24 protein-coding genes are annotated in these 23,933 nt (G+C 44.4%); 10 read left to right on the top strand and 14 right to left on the bottom strand.

All coding sequences use genetic code 11. From position 1 onward, the window contains the following. Positions 1-356: 356 nt before the first annotated feature. From ushA to Q4Q49_RS17070, 3 genes are all read right to left on the bottom strand, one after another. Positions 357-2,075, bottom strand: a complete 1,719-nt coding sequence (gene ushA, locus Q4Q49_RS17080; RefSeq protein ID WP_311991158.1) for a bifunctional UDP-sugar hydrolase/5'-nucleotidase UshA — start codon at positions 2,073-2,075, stop codon at positions 357-359. A gap of 363 nt (positions 2,076-2,438) precedes the next feature. Then, positions 2,439-3,110, bottom strand: coding sequence for an alpha/beta hydrolase (locus Q4Q49_RS17075; protein ID WP_107404340.1), 672 nt, complete (start codon positions 3,108-3,110; stop codon positions 2,439-2,441). A 93-nt stretch (positions 3,111-3,203) separates the two neighbouring features. Beyond that, positions 3,204-3,431 carry a DUF3389 family protein gene (locus Q4Q49_RS17070; protein WP_006082094.1) on the bottom strand — a complete coding sequence of 76 codons (228 nt, stop codon included), beginning with the start codon at positions 3,429-3,431 and terminating at the stop codon, positions 3,204-3,206. 252 nt (positions 3,432-3,683) lie between these two features. Between Q4Q49_RS17070 and Q4Q49_RS17065 the strand changes: the two genes are divergently transcribed. Next, positions 3,684-5,627 carry a M1 family metallopeptidase gene (locus Q4Q49_RS17065; RefSeq protein WP_311999928.1) on the top strand — a complete coding sequence of 648 codons (1,944 nt, stop codon included), beginning with the start codon at positions 3,684-3,686 and terminating at the stop codon, positions 5,625-5,627. A 208-nt stretch (positions 5,628-5,835) separates the two neighbouring features. Here Q4Q49_RS17065 and Q4Q49_RS17060 read toward each other — a convergent pair whose 3' ends face one another. Next, positions 5,836-6,324, bottom strand: a complete 489-nt coding sequence (locus tag Q4Q49_RS17060; protein ID WP_226058395.1) for a peptidylprolyl isomerase — start codon at positions 6,322-6,324, stop codon at positions 5,836-5,838. Positions 6,325-6,468: 144 nt separating this feature from the next. Next, on the bottom strand, positions 6,469-7,764 hold the full coding sequence (locus tag Q4Q49_RS17055) for a lytic murein transglycosylase (RefSeq protein ID WP_311999927.1): 1,296 nt from the start codon (positions 7,762-7,764) through the stop codon (positions 6,469-6,471). Positions 7,765-8,194: 430 nt separating this feature from the next. Between Q4Q49_RS17055 and Q4Q49_RS17050 the strand changes: the two genes are divergently transcribed. Both Q4Q49_RS17050 and Q4Q49_RS17045 read left to right on the top strand, forming a co-directional pair. Then, the gene (locus Q4Q49_RS17050; RefSeq protein WP_006082098.1) at positions 8,195-8,554 is read left to right on the top strand and encodes a DUF2750 domain-containing protein; all 360 of its coding nucleotides are present in this window, start codon (positions 8,195-8,197) and stop codon (positions 8,552-8,554) included. A 51-nt stretch (positions 8,555-8,605) separates the two neighbouring features. Continuing rightward, positions 8,606-9,247, top strand: a complete 642-nt coding sequence (locus tag Q4Q49_RS17045; protein ID WP_311991155.1) for a hypothetical protein — start codon at positions 8,606-8,608, stop codon at positions 9,245-9,247. Positions 9,248-9,496: 249 nt separating this feature from the next. On the opposite strand, the gene Q4Q49_RS17040 is transcribed toward Q4Q49_RS17045, so the two are convergent. Continuing rightward, positions 9,497-10,441 carry a chemotaxis protein CheV gene (locus Q4Q49_RS17040; protein WP_311999926.1) on the bottom strand — a complete coding sequence of 315 codons (945 nt, stop codon included), beginning with the start codon at positions 10,439-10,441 and terminating at the stop codon, positions 9,497-9,499. A 315-nt stretch (positions 10,442-10,756) separates the two neighbouring features. Beyond that, the gene (locus Q4Q49_RS17035) at positions 10,757-11,371 is read right to left on the bottom strand and encodes a class I SAM-dependent methyltransferase (RefSeq protein WP_259563977.1); all 615 of its coding nucleotides are present in this window, start codon (positions 11,369-11,371) and stop codon (positions 10,757-10,759) included. Positions 11,372-11,472: 101 nt separating this feature from the next. Between Q4Q49_RS17035 and Q4Q49_RS17030 the strand changes: the two genes are divergently transcribed. From Q4Q49_RS17030 to Q4Q49_RS17010, 5 genes are all read left to right on the top strand, one after another. Beyond that, a complete protein-coding gene (locus tag Q4Q49_RS17030; RefSeq protein WP_259563976.1) occupies positions 11,473-12,024 on the top strand; it encodes an LON peptidase substrate-binding domain-containing protein in 552 nt (183 codons plus the stop codon). 145 nt (positions 12,025-12,169) lie between these two features. Then, positions 12,170-12,832: a sigma-70 family RNA polymerase sigma factor gene (locus tag Q4Q49_RS17025; protein WP_220777787.1), complete on the top strand. Its 663-nt coding sequence runs from the start codon at positions 12,170-12,172 to the stop codon at positions 12,830-12,832. Next, entirely contained in the window at positions 12,825-13,544 is a 720-nt protein-coding gene (locus tag Q4Q49_RS17020; RefSeq protein ID WP_311999924.1) for a ChrR family anti-sigma-E factor, read from the top strand. Before Q4Q49_RS17025 ends, Q4Q49_RS17020 begins: the two co-directional genes overlap by 8 nt. Before the next feature lie 786 nt (positions 13,545-14,330). Beyond that, positions 14,331-14,504, top strand: coding sequence for a hypothetical protein (locus Q4Q49_RS17015; RefSeq protein WP_006082106.1), 174 nt, complete (start codon positions 14,331-14,333; stop codon positions 14,502-14,504). A 310-nt stretch (positions 14,505-14,814) separates the two neighbouring features. Further along, positions 14,815-15,075 carry a hypothetical protein gene (locus Q4Q49_RS17010; RefSeq protein WP_220590521.1) on the top strand — a complete coding sequence of 87 codons (261 nt, stop codon included), beginning with the start codon at positions 14,815-14,817 and terminating at the stop codon, positions 15,073-15,075. A 172-nt stretch (positions 15,076-15,247) separates the two neighbouring features. Here Q4Q49_RS17010 and Q4Q49_RS17005 read toward each other — a convergent pair whose 3' ends face one another. The 4 genes from Q4Q49_RS17005 to Q4Q49_RS16990 all read right to left on the bottom strand — a co-directional run bounded on the left by Q4Q49_RS17005 (position 15,248) and on the right by Q4Q49_RS16990 (position 19,744). Further along, entirely contained in the window at positions 15,248-16,720 is a 1,473-nt protein-coding gene (locus Q4Q49_RS17005) for a nicotinate phosphoribosyltransferase (protein ID WP_311999923.1), read from the bottom strand. 10 nt (positions 16,721-16,730) lie between these two features. After that, entirely contained in the window at positions 16,731-17,636 is a 906-nt protein-coding gene (gene prs, locus Q4Q49_RS17000) for a ribose-phosphate diphosphokinase (RefSeq protein WP_311999922.1), read from the bottom strand. Between the two features lie 283 nt (positions 17,637-17,919). Next, on the bottom strand, positions 17,920-18,633 hold the full coding sequence (locus Q4Q49_RS16995) for an NrtR DNA-binding winged helix domain-containing protein (protein WP_311999921.1): 714 nt from the start codon (positions 18,631-18,633) through the stop codon (positions 17,920-17,922). Positions 18,634-18,745: 112 nt separating this feature from the next. After that, positions 18,746-19,744: a pyridoxal-phosphate dependent enzyme gene (locus Q4Q49_RS16990; protein ID WP_311999920.1), complete on the bottom strand. Its 999-nt coding sequence runs from the start codon at positions 19,742-19,744 to the stop codon at positions 18,746-18,748. Between the two features lie 285 nt (positions 19,745-20,029). Here Q4Q49_RS16990 and Q4Q49_RS16985 point away from each other — a divergent pair, with 285 nt between their 5' ends. Then, the gene (locus tag Q4Q49_RS16985) at positions 20,030-20,437 is read left to right on the top strand and encodes a YccF domain-containing protein (RefSeq protein WP_063883059.1); all 408 of its coding nucleotides are present in this window, start codon (positions 20,030-20,032) and stop codon (positions 20,435-20,437) included. On the opposite strand, the gene Q4Q49_RS16980 is transcribed toward Q4Q49_RS16985, so the two are convergent. From Q4Q49_RS16980 to Q4Q49_RS16970, 3 genes are all read right to left on the bottom strand, one after another. After that, positions 20,427-21,383: an alpha/beta hydrolase gene (locus Q4Q49_RS16980; RefSeq protein WP_311999919.1), complete on the bottom strand. Its 957-nt coding sequence runs from the start codon at positions 21,381-21,383 to the stop codon at positions 20,427-20,429. The genes Q4Q49_RS16985 and Q4Q49_RS16980 overlap by 11 nt on opposite strands. Further along, positions 21,380-22,408 carry a M14 family zinc carboxypeptidase gene (locus Q4Q49_RS16975; protein WP_311999918.1) on the bottom strand — a complete coding sequence of 343 codons (1,029 nt, stop codon included), beginning with the start codon at positions 22,406-22,408 and terminating at the stop codon, positions 21,380-21,382. Before Q4Q49_RS16975 ends, Q4Q49_RS16980 begins: the two co-directional genes overlap by 4 nt. Before the next feature lie 172 nt (positions 22,409-22,580). Beyond that, on the bottom strand, positions 22,581-23,327 hold the full coding sequence (locus tag Q4Q49_RS16970; protein ID WP_311999916.1) for a transporter substrate-binding domain-containing protein: 747 nt from the start codon (positions 23,325-23,327) through the stop codon (positions 22,581-22,583). Between the two features lie 270 nt (positions 23,328-23,597). Between Q4Q49_RS16970 and Q4Q49_RS16965 the strand changes: the two genes are divergently transcribed. After that, positions 23,598-23,870, top strand: coding sequence for a PGPGW domain-containing protein (locus Q4Q49_RS16965; protein ID WP_259524260.1), 273 nt, complete (start codon positions 23,598-23,600; stop codon positions 23,868-23,870). Positions 23,871-23,933 lie beyond the last annotated feature (63 nt).

Here is a 23,933-nt window from a genome sequence, read left to right as displayed (position 1 = left end):
TTCGCTGTAGAGATAATGTTAATACGCTACATTCAAGTCAACTATTAAAACAAATTTATTCCACAATAAAACAAATTGATACACAATCTGATGTATGAAATATCGTCAACAGCAATTAAAAAGTTGATATACATCATGCCATTAAGAAATTAATACCAATTAAAGGAATTAAAAAAATGGCTTGATACAAATTAATTCAATCGTAAACGAATGCAGTGATATACATTTAAATGATACAAACAAATCTAAATGTATCACTAATAATTATTGAGCATTATTTTATACTTCATCAAATATAAAAAATGCCACTCTATTGAGTGGCATTTTTATTTAAACACTAAGTAGTTTTCGATTACTTAAAGTTGGCAACCTTCAACACTGTTTGAGTTTTCATAAACAATATCGCCTATCGGACTGTAGTCAGCAGCTTTAATCGCTTGTTTCTCTTTCAAGAAAGAATAGAGTAAATCAGCATCAACAAAACCCGTTTGGATTGGGCTTTCTAGCTTAGGATAACCGTCACCACCTGCAGCGTTAAAGCTAGGTACAGTGAACTTATAAGTTCCTGTTGGGCTGAAGTTCTCACCATTGATGACACTGATATTGGCAGTCTTAGCTACGCAGTCAATGGTCATTTTCACGCCCGTGATTTGTGCATAACCACCTGAACCAATTTGAATACTACCTACCGCGCCTAAATAAGCCGCAACTTCAGTACCTGTCATTTCGTTCAGAGTCACCATGTTACCGAATGGCTGAACAGTCAGCACGTCACGGTAAGTGATATTGCCAGGTTGAATAGAGGCACGTACACCGCCGGAGTTCATCACGCCAAAATCGGCTTTGACTTTATCACTTTGCGCCATCGCTAACATACGGCCTAAGTTAGTTTGCTTATTACGAACGTTTGCACGCTCGCCATCTAACAGAGCATCCGTAGTTGCTATGACTTCGTCTAACTTAGCTTGACCTTTCTCTTGGTAGTAAGATAGCAGCTCTTTTAACTCAGCATCAGGCTCAATCTTAGTGCCAGCTAAATCAGCAGTCTTCTTGCCCGCGTCATCCAGTTTACGCATATTCACTGGCACAAGTTTATAGCTTGCTAAATGAAGCTCACCGTTAAAGTATTCAAAATCTGCACGACCAACATATTTACCCCATTCATGGGCTTGCATGATCCAAGTACCATTCTGTTTATCTGGAGCACATTCATCGCCTGGTTTAAAGTCAGCGTAGGCTTTGTTGTCAGTACCTGGTTCCATACACACTGGATTTTGTGAATGACCACCAATAACCACTTGCAAATCGCCTTCTTTCAATGCGCGAGCCATAGCCACATCACCAGGGGCATTACTACCGTTATGGCCGTCAGCATAGTGACCCATGTGCGTGGTAGCGAAAATAATATCGGCCGCTTTGGCGTCTTTAATTTCTTTAATCACTTTAGCGACTTCAGTCTTTGGATCGGTGAACTCCAAGCCACTGATGAATTCTGGATTACCAATCTTAGCCGTATCTTCGGTAGTTAAACCTATTACAGCGACTTTAAGACCGTTTACGTCGAATACCTTATAAGCATCAAAGTAACGTTCCCCTAGATTGCCATCTGCATCTTTATGGTAAATATTCGCCGCTAACATAGGGAATTCCGCAAGGCGGCGCTGCATATCAACAACGGATAATGGATTATCAAACTCATGGTTACCAACAGCCATAGCGTCGTAACCAATTTTATTCATACCCGTGAAATCTGGGATCGCATCTTGTAGATCCGATTCTGGCACGCCAGTATTAATGTCGCCACCAGACAGCAATAATGTTTGACCACCATTCTTACTGACTTCTGCACGAATGCTGTCAATTAAGGTTTTACGCGCAGCCATACCGTATTCGCCGTCACTGTTTTCCCAAAAACGGCCGTGGTTATCATTGGTGTGTAAAACGGTAAATGTTGTGCAAGCGCTTCCCGCTTCAGCACATGTTGTTGGGACTTTATCGTCATCACTATTATTACAACCCGCAAGCGCAGCGACAACAGCAGTTGCAACTAGTCCTTTAATAAGCATATGTCTCATTACATCAACCCCTTGATTTTAATTATTTTATCATAGAAAAATTGCCATGAACTCCATCAAGTTCAGCGTCACGGATAATAACAAAGAATAAAGATAAATTGTGTCATTTTTATTAAAAACTTGACATTTATAGGGGAATTCGCGGGCGCTTTAAGACAGATTTGTTTCATATAAAAAATAAGCTGAATGACTGATTTCTATATATTTAGAGAATTAAAAATAAAAATGAAATAAATTAATTTAAATCGTTCAGTATAAATGACTTAGAAAAAATTACAGAAAACAGTGATTGTTCCCATAAAAAAACAAGCATGGGCAATTTTCAATTTACCGCATGCTGTTTTTATCAGCAATTAGACTTCTCTACATTTCAAATCGCTGTAATAACCACTTAGAAATCTCGTTTAACTGCGCAGGGATCACTGAATGCGGCATAGGATAAGTCTGCCACACCACATTATAACCGCCCGTAATTAAGGCTTCTTTGGCTAATGTTCCAGCGGATAGTGGCACTACATCATCCTGTAGACCGTGTTGCTGTAATATGGGTGTATTGCGATTCGCTGCGCTTAATTCAGCGGGTAATACATCGCCCGTCGGTAAATAGCAAGACAGCGCCATAATCCCTGCAAGTTGCTCGGGGAAACGCAGTCCAGAGAATAAACTCATGACTCCGCCCTGACTGAATCCTGCTAATACGATACGCTCGCTCGCAATACCCGCCGCGATTTGTTCGTTAATTAATGCAGCAACCCTTTTCTCCGACTCAAGCACGCCTTGCATATCAGCTCTGTCGTGCAAATCCATGCTTTTAATATCGTACCAAGCGCGCATGACGTAGCCGCCATTAATGGTCACGGCTTGCTCCGGTGCATGGGGGAAAATAAACCGGATAGCATGATCGGCAGGTAAGCCTAATGCAGGCACTACGGGGGCAAATCCGGCACCCGAATCCCCTAATCCATGTAACCAAATGACCACGGCTGTAGCGGGTGTCTTAGGTTCAACGACAATACGCTCGAGAGAAACTGACATACTAAAAAATCCCCAATTCGATATTAAACACTCATCAACTAGAAACTGATGATAAATCTATAAGTTAACCACTATGCACTATGCAGGCGTACTTTATTCCGCATCCATTCCCAGTACATCTTGAATCGCACGTAACTGGGCATTTGAGTCCAACACTAAGCTCCAACGCACACCGCCACCATCGGCGATTAACATAGGTGGCTGACGTCTCAAACCGATATCCTCAGCACTCGCTTGCAGCACGATACTGGCAACATTGAGCCGCACTTGCACTTCGAACTCAGTGACGATTAACTTACCCTGCGAAAAATCTAACACCATTTTGATAACCGCCCTATGTGAAAACGCCGACATCATAGCAAACTTGTGGTCTTTTACCGATGGCATTTCCTTGCCGGCATACGAGCCATTAAAGTTTGATTACATTTGAGCTAACAGTGAGATAACAAATCCACTGGATTATCAGGTAAACTTTTGCCCTATATAGATAGAGCCGATAGAAAACCAAGCAGCATTGATGCTGTTATCGGCCCAAACTCGAACTAAAATACTTCATCATTAGGCTGTTAAATAATGCTTTCACTTCGCAGTACCGTCCTGAGCAGCGCCCTACTTTTTGCGCTGCAACTCCTTCCTAGCACTGATGCCAATAGCGCTACTAATACGCTAGCCGCTGAACCGACTGCCACTGTTGTACAAGCACAGGCGCAGCAGAACCAAGATGCACTGACCTTCGCCAATTACACTGAAGTCAGCGTGAGTCATGTTGAACTAGCCCTTGCCGTCGATTTTAAGCAGAACCGCTTATCCGGTGAAGCCATCCTCGATTTAGCTTGGTATAAGGCGGGGAAAGAACTCATCTTAGATACTCGAGATCTGACGATTAACAGTGTGAGTGCTTTGAATACAACAGGGAAATGGCAAAGCGTGCCCTTTACCTTAGCCAAAGCGGACGTTGTAAAAGGCGCGGCGCTGACCATCAAACTTGCCGATGAAGATACCCAAAAAGTTAAAATCAATTACCACACGTCGAATAATCCATCCGGTATTCAATGGTTAACTCCTGAGCAAACCCAAGGTAAACAGTTACCTTTTATGTTCAGTCAGAGTCAGGCGATTCATGCTCGCAGCTGGATCCCACTGCAAGATACCCCAGCCGTGCGCCAAACCTATAGCGCAACGATTACTGCCGATAAAGCCATTACTGTGGTCATGAGTGCCGATCGTAAAACCCTGTCGAGCACGCAGACCCAATTCACTATGCCGCAGGCGATCCCAGCTTATTTAATCGCCATCGCAGCCGGGCATTTAAAGTTCGCCCCTTTAGATAACATCTCGGGCATTTGGGCTGAGCCAGAAATCCTCGACAAAGCCAGCAAGGAATTTGCCGACACGCCGGAGATGATCAAAATCGCCGCTAAACGTTACGGCGATTACCGTTGGGGACGTTATGACTTGCTTATTTTGCCGCCAAGCTTCCCCTTCGGCGGGATGGAAAATCCACGGCTTTCGTTTATTACGCCAACAGTGATCGCGGGTGATAAAAGTTTAGTGAGTCTGATTGCCCATGAACTTGCCCACTCGTGGTCGGGGAACTTGGTGACCAACGCCACTTGGCGCGATCTCTGGCTTAATGAAGGTTTTACGACCTATGTTGAGAACCGCATCATGGAAGATCTCTACGGCCGCGACCGAGCGCTAATGGAGCAAACCATCGGCTATTCAGAGCTGCTTACCGAGCTTGCAGAACTCACGCCTGGCGATTCAGTGTTGCATGTGGATCTTGGCAAACGCTCACCCGACGAAGCCTTCAGCGGTGTCCCTTATGTAAAAGGTCAGTTGTTTTTACTCTTTTTAGAGCAAAAATTTGGCCGCGAGCGCTTCGATGCCTTTGTAAAAAACTACTTCAATCATTTTGCATTTCAAAGCATTACCACGGCGCAGTTCCGTGAGTATTTATCTTTGAATCTCTTAAACAAATACCCCAATGTGGTCAGTGAGGCTGAAGTGGACACTTGGATTGAAGGGCAAGGTTTGCCATCATTTTTGGTGCAGCCCAACTCCCACGCCTTCGATGATGTCGATGCCCAAAGGCAAACTTGGCTCGACGGTAAACTTAACGCAAGCGAGTTGAAAACCAACACTTGGACAGTGCACCAGTGGTTAAGGTTTATCAACGAAATGCCAAGAGTCAATCTAGACCAAACCAAGCTTGCCGAGCTGGATAAGGCGTTCCATTTTACGGGCACAGGCAACAGTGAAATTGCTTTTGCATGGTATTCGCTCGCCCTAGACAACGGCTATTACGCGGTACTACCCGCATTAAAACAACACTTAACCCATATTGGCCGCATGCGCTTAATCGTGCCGTTATACCAAAAGCTTGCAAGCACAGATCAGTACGATTGGGCCAAGAGCGTCTATCTTAAGGCTCGCAGCGGCTACCATCCACAAACCCAAGTAAGCCTAGATATGATGTTTGCCGACAAACCACTCGAGCATGAACACAGCCATTAGCCAGATAAAGAGCCATTAGCCAGATGAAGTGCCATTAGCAGTTGCGCTAACTATTAAGCCATTAGCACCATAAAAACAAAAAAGCCCAAACCTAGGTTTGGGCTTTTGCTATTCAATCTTCTGCCTCGACTCATTCAACTTATTCTGAACTTATATTCATCTCACATTGAGTCAGATAAAAGCCAAGTGCGAAGCCGAACCCTAAAGATTAGTGGTGATGACCACCAGCGCCATGGGCATGGCCGTGGGCGATTTCTTCATCACTCGCGTCACGTGCAGCAACGACTTCGATATCAAATGTCAGTTCGCGGCCCGCTAATGGATGGTTTACATCCACAGTCGCCATAAACTTACCCACTTTAACGATAGTCACTTGGCGTTGACCTTGGTCAGTATTGACCACAGCAGTCATACCCGGTTTCCACGCAGTCGCGCCCAATAAGTGCTTAACCGACACACGTTGGTGCGCATCAGCATCCGCTACGCGCTCACCGTATGTTTCGGCAGCAGGTAAAGTCACAGTGAATTTTTCACCTATGGCTTTACCATTAATGGCGTTTTCTACACCTGGCATCATGTTGTCATGGCCGTGTAAATAGGCAATCGGATCGCGACCTTCGTTCGTCTCGATCACTTCGCCTTTCTCGTCACGCAGTGTGTAGTTAAACTGCACAACCATATCGTCTTTAATGCTCATCGAATATCCTTTGATTTTCTTCGATTTCAATTGTGGGCCGAGCTTAACAAAACTGAGCTTTTCACTCCACTTTTTTATCCGGCCTAAAAGCGCTCAAAACCCGCAGCGAGCGCTTTTTGGCTACAGTAACTACAGTGACAGTGGCTACAGTGATAGTCCTAAAGCGCTAAACACCTCAGAGCTTGGGAAGCCATCGGCAATCATCTGTTTGCTCCGTTGAAAGGCTTGCAGCCCTGCCACAGAGTTACGCCCCAACACACCATCTGGCTTGCCAACATCAAATCCGGCCTCATTCAGTTTTGCTTGCAGTTGCTTAACTTGCTCGCGACTTAAGCGTGGCTGTTCTGGCGGGCTCACCGTCAAAGGTAAGCCACCATTAATGCGATCGGCGAGATGCCCCACTGTAATGGCATAATACTCAGAGCGATTCCAACGCATGATCACATTGAAGTTCTCATAGCCTAAAAAGGCAGGCCCTGTATGGCCTGCAGGCAAATACAGCGCGGCTTGAATATCCACGGCGGGCAAAGGTTGACCATTCGCTTGCGTGACATTGAGCGCAGCCCATTCCGATAAGGCCAAGGGCTGCTTTGCACCTAAATGGCTGTAACTAAAATCCTTTGGCAATAAGACTTCACGGCCCCAACGTTCATTTCGCTGCCAGCCTAAGTGCTGTAAAAAGTTCGCGGCGGAAGTCAGCGCGTCTGTGGTGCTATTCCATAAATCGGCTTTACCATCGCCGTCACCGTCGACGGCATATTTGGCATAGGCCGACGGCATAAATTGCGTGTGTCCCATGGCGCCAGCCCATGAACCCACCATAGTGTCATCATCGAACTGATACTTTTCTTTCAGCTTTAAGGCTTGCATCAATTCTATAGTGAAATAATTGCTACGGCGTGGCTCACAGGCCAAAGTCGCGAGCGAATTCAATACCGACATCTTGCCTTTATAGGAACCATAGTTCGTTTCAAGCCCCCAAAAAGACAAGATATATTGCGGCGGCACGCCATATTCTTTAGCTAGTTGATTGAGTAAAACGCTGTGTTTTTTCAATAAGCGACGGCCTTCATTGACGCGCCATTCGGTGGCGCGCTTACTGAAATAATTATCGAAGGTCTGGCTGAATTCAGGTTGTTGCTGATCTAGCTCAATCACCCGAGGGACAAATTTCAAATTTGCAATGGTCGAGTTAATCGTCGCCTCTGACAGCCCTTCAGTGCGTGCCCGCGCTTGTAACCCAGTCACACAAGTCGGAAATGCCTCGGCATTCGCTTGTACGCTAGCACTGATATCGGGCATTGGGTTGGCTTCAGCGGCTATGCCACTGGCGTTGCTACTGACTGCGTTAGCACTTGCGCTAGTGTTGGAACAGGCACTCAGGCTGACACAGGCGGCAATACTCGCAAACAGATAAGTTAACCCTTTAATTTTAATCAAATCAACAACTCCAATATTTGATTTAACAACAATGACACAGTAATCACACTGCTGTGGCTAAAAACGACAATCTTCCTTCTTCGAGAAGGCATTGCCCTAGAGAGATATTCACCTTGGCATAACGAGTTAAAGGTTCTACTACAAAAAACCTTTAACGGCCAATGGTATAGAAGACATGTTTCTCCCCCACGGAAAGCCTCTATCTGAGCCACACTTGGTCAGCAAAGCACGCTGCATCAAGGCTTTTCATTGCCAATAATCCTGACCCATAGCGACACGTAACACAATCCTTATCGCCATAAATACCTTGTGGCACCGGCTTATTGCTCAGTTATCCAACACAAGAAAAATCTTAACAAAGAATCCCTTGGTATCGCAGCATGTTACCGTATAATGGATAAGTTAACAGCACACATCAAAGAGACCTATCATGACTGAAATCAATGCGGCTTTGGCTGGCTTTATCAAAAATGTAAAACAACATCAGACGCTTTGGGGTCTAATGGATGAAACTGGCGAAGGCTGGGTCGTTTGTGACTCTTCAGAATTTGAAGACACAGATGTGATGCCATTGTGGTCAAGTGAAGCCACTGCAAAATCCCATTGCAGCGACGAATGGCACGACTACCAACCCGTTGCTATTTCATTAGAAGAATTTCTGGAATATTGGGTGTCGGATCTCAACGACGATGGTGTGTTGATCGGTGTGGATTGGCAGACTGATGAAGATTGCCTCGAACTTGATCCTATTGTTTTAGCAAAAGATTTGGTTGATGTTGAAGAAGTTTAATCCCTTCAATGTGCCATTAATGACATCAAGGACTGAGGTGCTCATCCCTTGATGTCTGCTATCCCGCTTATCGATATTCCCTTCGACCAACGTCATACCTGTTGGTTTTGCGGCGAACCGAGCAATCAACACTTCGAATATATTGCCCACACACATACGCCACATCCTTCATTAGCTGTGCCCGCCTGCAGCGAATGCTTACGATTAGCCAAACAACATCCTTTGAGCTCAATATGGGATTGTCGTATGGCCGTCAAAGATGCACTGATGCGCATTTATGCAAAACACCTCGCGATTGGAATTAATTGGACCGAAGAAGAACTTGCCGAGTCTGAATTTTCCTGCAAAGTGTTTGAAGGCTTTAAGAAAAGTGCTTGGATGATGTACCAGATTGCCCGCGACCGTATCAATGCACCCGGCTGGCCACTGGTATTAGAAGGCGAAGAAATTGACGACCAAGGTTATAACGCAGGTTTCGAATTTGATGGCGTGACCTTTAACTCAGTCAATGCTGCAATCCAGTACTACTCGACGCAATTCACCTTAGAACCACAGTTTTTTGCCGAACTGGTGCGCCTCGTCGGCCGATCAAGATTCAACTACGCCCTACGACTCGCCCGCATCCATATTGCCGCCGCCAAAGAAATGAAACGCCAAGTATTACAAGATGTAGAAGCCGAATTCGCCTCGTAATTGAGCGTTAAATAAAAAGGTAATCTGGTAGGATTTGCACAGAAGCGATGGAAAGGTGACGATTGAATGGCTGATATTAAAAGTCTGATATAAACAGGCCACATTTAAAAACAGTCATTAAAAGCGGTTGTTAAAAGCGGTTGTTAAAAGCGGTTGTTAAAAGCGGTTGTTAAAAGCGGTTGTTAAAAGCGCTGAGCCTACCGATGACCAACACAAGGTCAATCACCGATAGTTCGAATCTCAAAATGCTTAGTGATTAATCACTTGTCTTAATCTTTCTTGTACCACTTCCACCAGCAGATCCGGCTGGAACTTAGAAATAAACTTATCACAGCCCACCTTTTCAACCATGGCATGGTTAAAGCTGCCACTCAGCGAAGTATTCAAGGTAATATATAAATCTGACATAGCTTTATCACCGCGGACTTCAGACGTCAGCTTGTAACCGTCCATCTCTGGCATCTCTGCATCAGTAATCATCATCAACAATTCTTTGGAAACTTGCTTACCTTCATCACGCCATTTTTGTAATAAATTCAATGCCTGCAAGCCATCAGAAGCCTCAATGATTTCTATGCCTAGTTGGCTTAAAGTCTCACGCACCTGACGCCTTGCTGTCGATGAATCGTCCACAATCAAGATTTTTCTGCCTGGCATTTCATGGACTAAGGTTTCATCGAGCACACCTTCAGATAAACTAATATCGTAGTGAATGATCTCCGCCAGTACTTTCTCTACGTCGATAATCGACACTAATTGCGATTTGCCTTGATGTTCGATGCGGGTAATTGCCGTCAGATAATTATTACGCCCCGCCGTTTTCGGCGGCGGCATGATGTCGCTCCATGTCATGTTGATAATGTGCTCAACCTTGCCGACTAAGAAGCCCTGCACGCTGCGGTTATATTCTGTGATGATCATATTGGCATCATCATCCGGCGGCAAAGGTTTAAACCCAATCGCCGAACGTAAATCAATCACAGGGATAGAAATGCCGCGAATATTAGCAACACCATAAATATGAGGATGACTCCCAGGCATGGCATTAAGGGGAGGAAGCTTAACCACTTCTTTGACTTTAAAGACGTTGATGGCAAATAACTGCGTGGAATTAATGCTAAAGAGCAACAACTCGAGGCGGTTCTCACCCACGAGTTTGGTACGCTGATCTACGGTTGCAAGTACGTTTGCCATAATGCTGCTTCTCTACTCTTGAGGAAAATCCTTTCCTCACATGCGACGGATTAGCTCAAATTATAGCGGTAAACTCCCATGAAGAACCATGCCGAGGTGCTATTTTATCTAAAAATTACAACCACTCTCGCAAAATCACGCCGCTAACTTGGTTTACTCCACCCCGAATATCAATGGCGCTGCTGGCTCATGTCTGTGCTCAAGCGGCGAAATAGCCAAAACATTTGGCTTTGGCATAAGTGTGAATATTAGCAAAAGCACGAATATTCAATCCATTCAAAACGAACATTCAATTTGCGTCAGCGGCGTTGCCACCTAACGCAGCACTTTCTGGGCAAGCACCATGCCCGCAAGATCCAAGGCATTTCTGTCGCAGACTATCTCAAACCCCGCTTGACGCAACACAAGTAACCACTCGCGGTGATTAAAGCGATTTTGCTGTGGATGCTCAAATAGGCGTCGACTCAGTGGATTACAAATTGCAGCGCGATATAAGTCCTCTACCACAAAGTAACCGTTTGGTTTCAGTACTCGGGCAACGTCCTTAATGGCTGCCTGCCAATCTGGAATATGGTGGAATACAGCAAAATCAAACACCATATCGAACTCGCCATCGGCAAAGGGAAGACAAGAGGCGTCGGCAACCGAGAAACTCAGCCCTTTCAAACCTTGTGGCCGAGCTTGCCAGCGAGATTGCGCCGCTGCGACCATTTCAGGGTCGATATCCACGGCCGTGATATGTCCTGCGCCAAAATGCTCGCGGATCAACTGAATACCATTACCAAACCCACAACCGATTTCTAATGCACGCTCGCAACGAGCCATAGGTTTAGGCATCATAGACGTGAGTAAAGGCGCTTCGACATGATTTTGTAGCCAAAAACGTATTGGATGCTGAACGAGCTTTTTCTCAAATGGATTTAATTTCATGCCATCCTCTAAATATGGGTAAACTATTGTTGAATAATTTTACTGATCGAACTGCCACTATGGTACGTAATGATAGGAACATAAGTTCACCAGAGGCCACGATGAAATTACCTCTTTTTCCACTACCCATTTGTTTATTGCCCGAAGGTTACACACAACTGCGGGTATTTGAACCTAGATATAAGCGTTTAGTCGCCGAATCGTTAAAGTCAGGCGAAGGCTTTGGCTTATGTATGCTCGAAGAGGATGGCAAAACCATTCAGCCCATAGGCACCTTAGTGCATATTATTGATTTTGAAACCTTACCAGACGGACTATTAGGGATCAGTATTCAAGGTTCAAAACGCTTTAAACTTGATAAAATCAGTGTCGAAGCTGATGGTTTAAAGCGCGGAGACGTCAGTTTAATCGACAATTGGCCTGCTGTACGTATTGCGACCGATGAACGTTACTTGAGTCAAATGTTACAAAACATTCTTAAGGAATATCCACAACATCTCAAGCACTATCAAGCTGAACAGTTTGAAGACATTGCTTGGGTCTGCCAACGCTGGCTAGAAATATTGCCCGTGCAAGCCTCAGAAAAGTACAACTGCATTAATACCTTAGATCATATTATGACCCGAGATCTATTACGGGCCGTGATAAAATAATCCTGTGAATGATCCTTTATTTAAGCCACTCCGTATTGATTGTAAGTTTGACAGTAAAACTGGGCTCAGAAGTGAAACAAGCCTCTCAATTTTGTCGTTACTGATCTCAAACTCAGCACTAACGACTGGGATAAGAGCGAAAATAATGGAAAATATTCAATCACAAAGCAGGCAAAATCGGTATCATGGCCCTATCACGTCTCTGACTCATTCGGCTATGGATAACGACATTCCCGCTGTTAAAACCTGCGAGCCTCAAGCAGATGCTTTAATCACGTTCATGCTTCAAGTAGCAGATAAGCGCGATAGAGCCGCCTTTGGGCACTTATTCCAGCATTTTATGCCCAAGATCCGCGCCTTTGGTTTGCAAAGACTGAATCAACAAGGCTTAGCCATGGATTTAGTTCAAGAAACTATGACCAGCGTGTGGACTAAGGCCCACCTGTACAATGCTGAAAAAGGCTCAGTGACAACTTGGGTGTTTACCATAATGCGTAATCAGTGTTTCGATATGCTGAGACGAGTACAACACAATAAAGAAGATACCTTTGGCGATGATATTTGGCCATTGTGCGATGCAACCATGGCTCAAGACACACTCACTGATCATAAATTGACGGCGAAACTCCTCCAACATCTTGATGCCCTTCCCCTCGCGCAACGACAAGTCGTGCAAGGTATTTACATGCAAGAACTCACTCAACAAGAGTTAGCCGATGCTCTCAAGGTGCCAATAGGGACCATAAAGTCGCGATTAAGACTCGGGCTAGAAAAGTTGAAAAGTTTCTTGGAGACACACAATGATTAAGCATCATCCCCAACCAGAATTACTCGTAAGCCATGCAAATGGGGACTTACCTTTGTCGATGGCCATCGCGGTATCAGCGCATTGCGCGTTATGTGAGACGTGTCGTGAGCAACTTGCCCTATTAACAGAGCAAGCCGCCAATTTGGCTTTAAATCCAGATGATGCTCATGCTGTAAAGCATACTGATAAAGCGACGATTCATACTGCACATATTGCTGAAAACACTCAAGCTACTAATGTACCAGTGGTGGATATTGACGCTATGCTGGCGCAAATCATGGCTCAGCCTGCGGCAACGGATGTGCCTAATAATGCTCCTCTAAATATTCAAGTTAAACAACAGCATTACACAGTGCCATCGGTATTTCGCCAGCATTTGGCTCGTCCTTGGCAGATCCTAGGCAAAGTCAGTCGCATGCGTTTTGATGTCGATGAAATGAACACCCGCGCGAGCTTGTTACACATAGATGCCCAAGGTGAAATCCCGCAACATACCCACAAAGGTTATGAACTAACACTATTACTGGCTGGAGAGTTTTCGGATCTTAATGGTGACTATGTGCCAGGTGATTTTATTGTGCTCGATAGCCAACATCACCACTCACCAAAAACCGTTGACGGTTGTTTATGCTACACAGTGTTAGATGCGCCACTGCATTTTACCAAAGGCCTAAGCAAGCTGCTTAACCCCATAGGTGAACTGATTTATTAAGCCTACTGCCTGCGCTATAGCGTGACTTAATTTATTCAATTTGTTTAGATGAATCAGTTGCTAAATTTTCAGTTACTGAATCTTCAGTTACGAAATAAGCCATTAATCCCATTGAAATAACCTATTTCAGTGGGATTTTTGTTCTATTTTGCGAGCATTTTTAATTCAATTTGCTAGACGTTACTTCATCCTATATTGCCTAAAAAGCCGCATTATGGACACACTGCATTACCGCTAAATACAAGATAAGAACATAACTTATGCCAAGCTTTATTCTTTAAATCAAATAAATAGCCAGAAACAATTCACGTCACCTCAACATTAATCAACAAATAATCACATTGAATAAAAATTAAACTTGCATAAGCTATTTTTTATTGATATACTGCACGTCGTTTTGAGATACACCTTGTTGTTTACCTTTTTAAACCAGCCTGATCATTAGCAATCAGAGTTCGGTCCTCATAAAGAAAGCCTACTACAAGCAAAACCCCATAAGCTCAAGCATTCGATACCACTAAAATCATGTGCTTATGTCTGTGAACTTACTGTTCTCCACACTGTCATAGTATTGTCATTAAGCTATGGTCAACTGGCAGAATCAAGTTAGTCCATTGGCATAATCGACAACATGTATTATTTATCGATTAAGCATCTCTTGATTAATTAATCAAAGATGGGGTAACCTCGATACTCAATAGAACGAATCTTTCGCAAATTGCTAAGGATATTTTATAGTTACAACTATCTCACCTATGGGTGAATTAACAAAAAGGAGTGTGGCATATGTCATACAAAATTAATGGACATGAAATTACAGTGAACTTTCCTGTAGATTCAATCTCAGTAAATAAAACCTCAATTGCTTTTACCGATCGTCAAGGTAAAAACAGACAGACTTTTTCAAAGCGTACTGAAGCCATCAGCTTTATGAAATGGTTATTGTCCGCAAACAAATAAGTCAAAAAAATAAATTAGACGATAAGTTAGAAATAAGTACTGTTATCCCCCGTTTGCTCAAGTGTATTTAATCGGTTTCCATTCTCTTCGCAGTACCGAGCACTTAAGTAAACTGATAGCCGAATGTCACGAACACGCTATCCTTTTTTACGTCATGATGACGAACACATTTGGTTCAGGCTGTATCTCTCTCACACAGATACCTGCCGAACCAAATGAGTCAAATGAGTCAAATCCAGCTTAGATCACCTACTTCCACTGCAGCATCCGCTAATATTCATTCCCATGAATACTGTTAAGTACCTCTTCTATGCCAAAACCCAATACCCAAATCGCCATGCAAAGCTTGATAAACCAGATCAAAGCGACTATTCCACTCAACTTAGAAGAAGCACAATTGTGCCAGGGACAATGTTTAGGTTGTTCGAAAAAAATGCTTGAAATGCTCGATGCAGAAATCAGCTATTGGCAATATTCAGATGCGATACCCAGCCTAAAAGATTTAAAAAACCTCGAAAAGATAGGCCAACGTACCTATAAAATCCTTAAGCGAAACCAGTTGCTGCCTTAATCGCTTGTATTTGCATTTAACTATTTATGGGGCGTTTTACTTATACGACTGAACATCAATTCATAACTGAACTGAACTGAACTGAACTGACAATATGATCCTGATAAAAATCACATTGCCAGTTTTATCTTAGCTATTGTCTATAGTCGTTAAAAATTACAATTCTATAGGCTCAACGTCTGGACTCTGCCAAGCTTGCGCGAATATCTGCCAAAGAATATTCAGTTAAGAGTTCACCATCGGCAAATACGGGGACAAACTCGCAATTGTTAACATCTTGCCAGCTCGCTTGATCTTTAAGATAAAATTGCCCTTGCTCATCTTTAAACACCGCAACCAGTCCCTTAGCCGATTTTTTAGTACCGTCATCGGTTTTAGGATCTTTAAATATTTCTCTGTCTTTACCATCAACTTTCGCAAAGGTCGCTTTCACCGCGTAACCGTCGGTATCTCGGGTCACGTGTTGATAGGTAAAACTGCCAATCCCAAACACAATATTGGTTGACGCAAAACCTTTGGCCTTTAAGCCGGCACAAATGGCTTCAGCCCGCTCAATGGTGATTGAATCGCCATAAATCAGTCCGACATGGCTATCGAGTAATTTGTAACCTTTGGCAGTTGTGCTGCCCCCAAAGACATCCCACAAACACTCGATAGCGCCTTTATACTCAGGGCTCCCCACAGCTGCTTGTGGATCGCCACAAATGATCTTCACCGGACAACCCGTATCAGGCCTAAACACCACTTTACCCTCACGCGCAAGAATACGGTCTTTTAAGGCAACGGTGAACTCTGTCATCACCTGCCAAAAATCCCAAGAATCAGAAACGATACTCACAATGCCGCTAGGATAAATATCTTCAATCAGACGGCGGAACGTCTCTAATTCATTCTCCATACCACCCGCACACATCACACTGTGCTCCGTTGCGGCCACACTGCCGCCAACGAGTTCCTTATCACTGTCTGCAAGATAATATTGTTCAAGAAAATCAATCGCGGGAATGGTATCTGTACCCGTAAAACTGAGTAAATGGGCGGCGCCGCTCATTACCGCAGCCTCTGCACCATACATGCCGCGGAAACTAAAATCATGGCCCTGCCAATCAACAAATGCGATGTCACCATCGGTTTCTAGCGCGTAAGTCTCAAATATTTTGCGGTATTGCAGCGCGGTAGTAGCACTGGTACACATACCCCACACATTCGCGGAAAGGATGGTTTCGAGATAATTGGTCAACCAAAAGAACCGCTCATCGGTATTGTACAAAACCAAGCAAGGCACTTTTAGTGGATACACTGAGCCTTCAGGTAATGCCATGATTTTTATTGGTAAATAATCTAAGTCATGCAACTCCTCAATATGCTGAGTACCGACATTATTTGGCCCGAGATAGTTATTGATACGGCGGGAGAATTGGCGAATGACCTGATCTTTGGGTTGTTGAAAGAAATCACGGTTCCAACTGTCGATCAAGAAATGCTTGATAAAATACTGCAAGCCAAAAAACACCATTTGGTCTGTATAACCACGACGGGATTTACGGGCGGTCAAGTTACTAAAAATCACTTGAGTATTATCGGGATACTGACGACGGTGGTCGACTTTGTAGCCATCAATGGCGGTAACGGGATTCAAGTACATAATATTTTCCTTAATGATTCATATAACTCAAAACAGCATGACAATCACAGAACTCGCTCGAAATATGTGCAGGGACACCTAAACTATCGGTACAAAATAATCTGTCGATGCCCACCTCGCGCAGAGCCGATTCGCTGGCCTTATCTTCATAATGTGACACGATCAAAATGACGCTTTGGGCCCCCTTTTGCTTTAACTTGATGGCAAGTTCGATAAAGGTTCTGCCACCAGCACAAATGTCATCGACGATTAAGCAGGTTTTACCCGATAAATCATCACAGAACACTTCGGTAGCGATAATATGACCATTGACCACATCACGATGCTTATCGGCCCTGATCACCGGCATTCCCTGTAACGCTTTCGCTAAGCCGAATACTTTCTTATTCGCCCCCGCATCGGGTGAGACTAACACTAGCTCACCCGATAATTGAGCTGCAATCGCAGCGACAAAGCTTTGGTTGTCAATAACTTGCACTCGGTCTAACAATGCGGCGGTGACATCGCTGTGCGGGTCAAAAATGCTGACTGAAGTATATTGCTGCTGATTAATCAGGCTGGCATAGACTTTTACCGATAAGGCCTCGCCCACATTACACACTCTATCTTGGCGGGCGCCCGGCATATAAGGAAGTAACAGATCGATTTGCTCTGCACCGCTGCGGCGTAATGCATCAGTTAACAACAAGAGCTGCATGATGGAATGATCGCCACGATAGCCGAAGAAAAGTGTGACGCGTTTCGCTGGAGGAACCAGCAGTTGAACATGATTCTCCCCCGCGCCAAATTGAAATAAACGGTAATGAGCCTCATCACTAGCTGCGGGTAACTGATAAAAATCGGCTTGCAGTTGTTGAGCGTTAACAGTGCCTTGATACGCTTGAATGCTTTTAGATGCTTGAATACGTTGAGACATACTAACCTCCTGTCTATGGCAAGATTACCGCAATTAACGGCGCCCTTGTTGTCTACAGAACCAATAGTGTCTTAAAGACATTATTATGTAAAGTTGATTTTTAGACTATTTATGACGAAATAAAAGCCATTGATATACCTAAATTGCATATAGTGTCTTTTAGACACTATATGCAATTTAGGTAACTGAATAGGAAAAAAGCTGTTGAGTAATATCAAAACCTAAAACATAAGCAGTTGTCATTAGCCCCATGAAAACGCGTTTCAATCTGCAACGACTTTGATCAACATTCTAAATTTCTTAAGAATCGGTACGATGCGGTATCGGGTTTCAAGCGGTATAAATTCGCAGGACGCCCCCGTTCAGTGCGCTTCAATCCGGTATCGATCAATAAATCGGCCTGTTCAACCCGCCGACGAAAAGATTTACCTTGGATAGGCTTACCCAGTAAAACTTCATGTACATGCTGCAGTTCTGGCAAGGTAAAAGGTTCAGACAGTGCAAAGCCTGGCACTAAAGAATATAAGGCTTTCTGTGTTAAGCGTTCCCGCGCTTGCTCAATTAACTGCAGATGATCAAACGCTAATGGCATCTGTAACACATCCTCTAACGGCCACCACTTAACATCACTCACTGAATCAATTTGGATTTGGCAGGCTTGATAACTCATCAAGGCGGTGTAACACACAGTCACGGACCAGCCTCTTATATCACGGCCACTATTACCCACAGTGCATAGCTGCTCAATATAAGGTGGCACTACCGCGGTTTTCTCATGCAGTTTACGTAATACGGTTTGTTCTAAGGATTGATCGCAATTTTCATCTATAAAGCCTCCGGGTAATCCCCACAAACCTAAAAAAGGATGGTTTGAACGTTGCACTAAGAGTACTTTAAGCTGCTGATCATGGTAGGTAAACAATACGGCATCCACTGTCAGTAGCTGAGCCTTGAAAGCCTTAGGATCGTAATTGGCAAGATGTTCCGCTTCAGTCATGAGTATTCCCCATCATTCAATATCATAAGCTTAACTTAGGCATGACACAGCTTCAAACACATTATGTCTTAGCGTCACTAAGTAAATAGCCTGCACCGTGGGCTTAGCTACTTTAGCCAAATTTACGCTGATAACGCGGCAACATAGTCTCATTCCCCAATAATCCGCCTTGATGCAAATACATCACATGATCTAATTCACTACGCTGTAAGTAATCCTCAAGCACAATAAAACCTAAGGGATCGTAGATTAATTCAAACTGAACTCCTGAGGCACAAACCCGCTGCCACATGGCATAGAATTCAGGGTAGAGTTTACCAAAGTGATATTTTTTGCCGACATTCACGATATGTGGATGCTCGAGAGTATTTGGATTAAGCATAGAGAATTGTAAACGTAAATAATCATCGCCGCCCACCACGGCGCAAGTCACGACGCGAATCGCCGTTTGCTGACGAATAAAGTACTGATTTAAAAATAACGCCGTCGTCCCCGTCCCCGACGGTAAAAATACTGTTAAATCGACTAAATCATTCGCCTGCGCAAATTGCACTATTTCTTGCGCCAATACATTTACCCCGTATTCAGCGTAGGAACAACGTCCACCCTCTGGGATAAAAAGCGCCGTCGGCTCATTCGCGAGTACTTGAGTCTCGATATACTCTTGGCAACTCAGTCGCGCACCACCCGTTTGCAAAGCAGGGTCACAACTAACATTAAGGTCAGATAAAACCTGAGGTTCATCCTGCGACTGAGTAAACGCCAGCTTTTGCGCCATTAACTCACTTAAGTCGATAATATTGGCGCCATTTGCCAATGCCGCAGCGTAATTCCCCGTGGGATGCTTAACAATCTGACTGGCAATATGGTCAACATAAAAATCACACTGCCAGCCTTTCATCTTGGCCAATGTTGATAGGGAATACAAAGAGTTCGCTAAGGGTGAGCCATGGCCTATCACCTTGGTGATGCCGGCAAACTCATGATCTAAAAAGTAGCCGAATTTACGTGCTTTATTGCCGCTAAACGCTGGATGCAATAAATCATCACGTTTTAGAAATATTTCTCGACCAGCAAAGGCAAAAATATCGACGGGGGAATTTGCAAACATCAGGCTACTCAAACGATTAAATACTCTGGCTTTTAAGCCATTGGATGGAATGGCTAGTTTAACGCCACCTTTGATCTTCTGCTCTTAAGAAATTAGCAATTTAGCGAAGAATTAGTGAAAATCACAAATAAAGCTTAAACAGGTGGATGTAAGGCATTGATTTTTTAAAACAAAATAATTGGCACGTTTCTCGCTTAGTCATTGGCATATATTCAGTTTATCAAAGCTAACAGCATTCATTACAGCTAACGATAAAGGCTAAAAAAGTAACATAAGGAGTTTTCAATGGCAGTATTACGCTTAATATTCAACATCGCTTGGTTTGTGCTCGGTGGATTTGTGATGGGACTCGCTTGGTGGCTCGCAGGTATCCTGTGTTTTATCAGCATTATTGGTATTCCCTTTGGCCGCGCCTGCTTTGTTATCGGTGAAATGACCTTCTGGCCATTTGGCCAAGAACAAATCAGCCGTCGTCACTTAACCGGACGTGACGATTTAGGCACAGGTGCCCTAGGCATGGTGGGAAATATTATTTGGTTCTTGCTGTTTGGAATCTGGTTAGCCATAGGCCACTTAGCCCATGCCCTAGCCTGTTTTGTGACTATTATCGGTATTCCCTTTGGAATACAGCATCTTAAATTGGCGTTACTTAGCCTAACACCGATAGGTCAAACCGTCGTGGCTAAAGCCTGATCGGTAGTGAGTTACCCGTCTTAGCGCTGTTCATTGCCGATGATTTACTGTGGAGAATGGATAGCGCTTTTTCATCCCATACTGAAAATATCGCCTCGTTAAAAGCCATTTCTTCCTCCAGTAAATCGTTGCAACTGTATTGAGTATGGGCATATTGCGCATGGGCAGGTTCATCATCCTCTTGAACCTCAGCTTGCGGCTTAGTCGGCTCCACAATTGCCAACAGATAGTGTGCCAGTTTTGCAGGGGCATCAATGGCCGCATCATGACCGCAATACGCTAATACTATCAAATCCGTGTGAAAGTGCTGTGCCAAGGCTTTGCTCGATGCCATGCTCACCAAAGCATCACGGTCGCCACAGAGTACACTTATCGGCACTTCCACGGTCAATGGACACTGATATTGAAAAGCCGCCCACAGTTGCCGCCAGGCGTTACGAATAGTTGGCGACGATTGGCGGCGAAATTCACTCCATTCGGCAATTAAACTGCAGTCTCGCCGATGACGAAAACTGGTTAAACGCACTATCGTCGACTCGATGGGATGTAAGGCTTTACCTCGAGCCCGCAAGAAAAACGCCTTCAATGCATTCAGTGGATTAAATCTTTGATACCAAGCAGATAAATTTGCCGCACTGCTGTTTAGTACAAATACATGCCTTATCTGCCAAGGTCGCTGACGCGCCATTTCCAGCGCTAACATACCGCCCATAGACAAACCGAGAAGGTAAATGGCTTCTCCTTCTTGTACCTGCTCATCCAATTGCTGCCACACTGCATGGGCATAGTCAGCAATCTTAAGCGGACTGGCCTCGGTTGATAGCGTTCCATTGCCCAGCAAGTCAGGAGTCAGTACTCGCAGCCCCTTTTGTCGCAGTCGCTGATCGAAGCCATTCCAGTGGCGTTGATCACGCATTAATCCCCGCAATAACACCCAAGTTGTCATGACTGTGGCTCCCGATACCAATACTGCAGCGCGCACTCAGTAAGTTCAGTCAAACGTTCAGGCGTTAACTGCTCTAACGATTGTGCGTAGGCCGCTTCCATCATAAATTGCATCAGCACTGTGTGCCTGCGTAAAATTCTGTGGTGACGATGTGTTTTCTGCGGATTGAAAAAACCTGCAAAATTAAATATTTGTCTGGGATTTTTCTTTATCCAAGCCCAGGATCCCATCTCTAATGTCAAAGGCAGAAACGGTACCTGTGCATGGGGATCGGCCACTTGATGTTGGCGATAGAGGTAATCCCAAATATCCCCATGGGTGCGATAAAACTGGCTCTGGGGTGCAAGCCGATAATGGCCATGATGGGGATAACTCTGTTCAAACAATTGTTTTAGATGAAAAATATAATTGGCATTTTCGAAGGCGGTACGTGTATGGGCGTAGGGGAACCAAATATGATCACTCAAGCCAAAGCCTGAGTGAGCATCGAGGGAAATCAAACTGGTGCTGCGGCTCAGCAATTGCTGTACATAGGCAACTAAGCCAGCGGTTTCAAGCTCCATTCCCCCCATGCCGCGATACCAAGGCAGCCGCGACGATAAACGCTGCCCTCCCACCATAAAGGAGACTTTTTCGCTGGATTCTATCGGGGCGTTACGCATCAAATCCACTTGATTGCCATTACCCCGCGTTCCCATAAATAAACCAACGGGATTCACCACAGGCACAAAAGCTAGCCGCACGCCCGTTAGCATCTGTTGTAGATGTTTATCCCACACCAGCCGCTGCAACAAACTGTTCAGCAATGCCAAGATGACTTGAGAGCCAATACGTTCAACCCCATGCACGCCGCCCACAAAGAGTACTGTCGGACAGGGCTTCTCTCCTCCGCCCAGTTCAACACTGTAGAGAGGAAAATGTTCGTGACGAAATGGGATGTCGGCAAGAATTTGATACTGCAACTTAAGATGGTGAGTATCAATGAGTTGTTGCAATGTATCTAACTCAAAGGGAAGTTTATTCATGTCACCTTAATCAAAAAATGAGAGAGCAACTCATGCCGTTAAGGTGATGCTAATAGTGAACAAAGACAGAATGATGACAGGTGGTATATCTGATGTAATTTTAAGAGGAATAGGCTGAAAATAGAGGAAAAATAAGGGGTAAAATAGAGAGCACACTAACCTAAATCATGCATTAGTCTTCACGATACAGTAGCTCTCCGATGATGGTTTCGACGTCAATTTGCGCCAAGCCTTGGTCGAAAATATCTCGCCAACGTCGACCTTCTTCGGTATTACGAAACGCAATATAAAGCTGCTTATTCGCTAAAATTTGGCGGTTGATTTGCAATTTATCCGCCAGCGGCTGCAAGGGCTTTTGCTTAAGTAAATAGTGCAGCACGTTGACATCGATTACCGCAGCATCAATACGGCCTGCGGCCACTTTCTTAATATTGTGCTCATCTGAAGTAACGGCTTCAGTCGGCTGAACGCCTGTGGAAATCATGCGATCTAACGCCTGAGTATTCACATAATCTTTCACCACACCTAAGGTATAGCGATTCAGATCTTCGACATAATTCCAACTCACAGGATGGGCTTTTTGCTCCACCAGCCCCAAAGGACCGTCGCCAATGGATTTAGAAAAAACAAACTTTTCAGTCTCAAAGTAATACTCAGGGAAATAACCCAGATAGTCAGAATTAGGCATACTGGCGAGCTTTACAGCGCGGCTCCATGGGTAAAAATCCACTTCTAATTGGTGCCCCATCACTTTGAGCGCCGCCCGCGCCACAGCAATACTCGCGCCCTGCTCTGCTAACTGCTGCCCCGAATAAGGCGGCCAAAGTAAGGATGTCAGCATTAAGGTATCCGCCTTAGCCGTGCTTAATCCCATGGAGGAAAGGCAACACGCAAGGAGCATTAAACGCCATCGAACCATTTGGGACTCCTTAGCCTGCAGAATGGATTGACTACTAAATCATCGACAAATTGAGCTTTAGTTTTTATCTGCCAAGATTTTTTCTCTGGTTTTAGTATAGCCATGAAGCCACTGCGGGGAAGTGAAGTTTTGTTACAATTAGGCTGACGACATAAGCTGCCAATAAATGAGCAAAGGATTAGACTGAAAACTGATATACAGTTAGCACACAACTGATAGTCAGTTGACAGTAGATCTTGATTCAATTAACTCACCATAAGGCCAACTCCTATGCGCAAAGTTACCTTTTTCAATCACGCGCCGTCCTCCCATGCAAAAGGCGCGATAACTAAAGCGGGGATCACTGTGATTGGCGCAGCTTTAACCTTGCTCGGGCTGGTCTTTTTACTCTTACCCGGCCCAGGTTTACTCTTGATCATCTTAGGATTGGCGCTGCTCAGCACACAATATGCGTGGGCAAAGCTGGCGCTGCGTCGTAGTCAGCGAAAGTTAACTCAAAGTGCGGCTTGGCTTGATGGCATGACTCGTCGACTCTTCCGTTAACTCGTTAACTTGTCGGTTAAACGACACCTATAGACTGAATAAAATTCAAGCCGCATTGCGCGG

It is taken from the genome of Shewanella sp. SP1S1-7 (genome assembly GCF_031932105.1).
GTDB lineage: Bacteria > Pseudomonadota > Gammaproteobacteria > Enterobacterales > Shewanellaceae > Shewanella > Shewanella baltica.
This window is presented reverse-complemented; position numbering and strand designations above follow the sequence as displayed.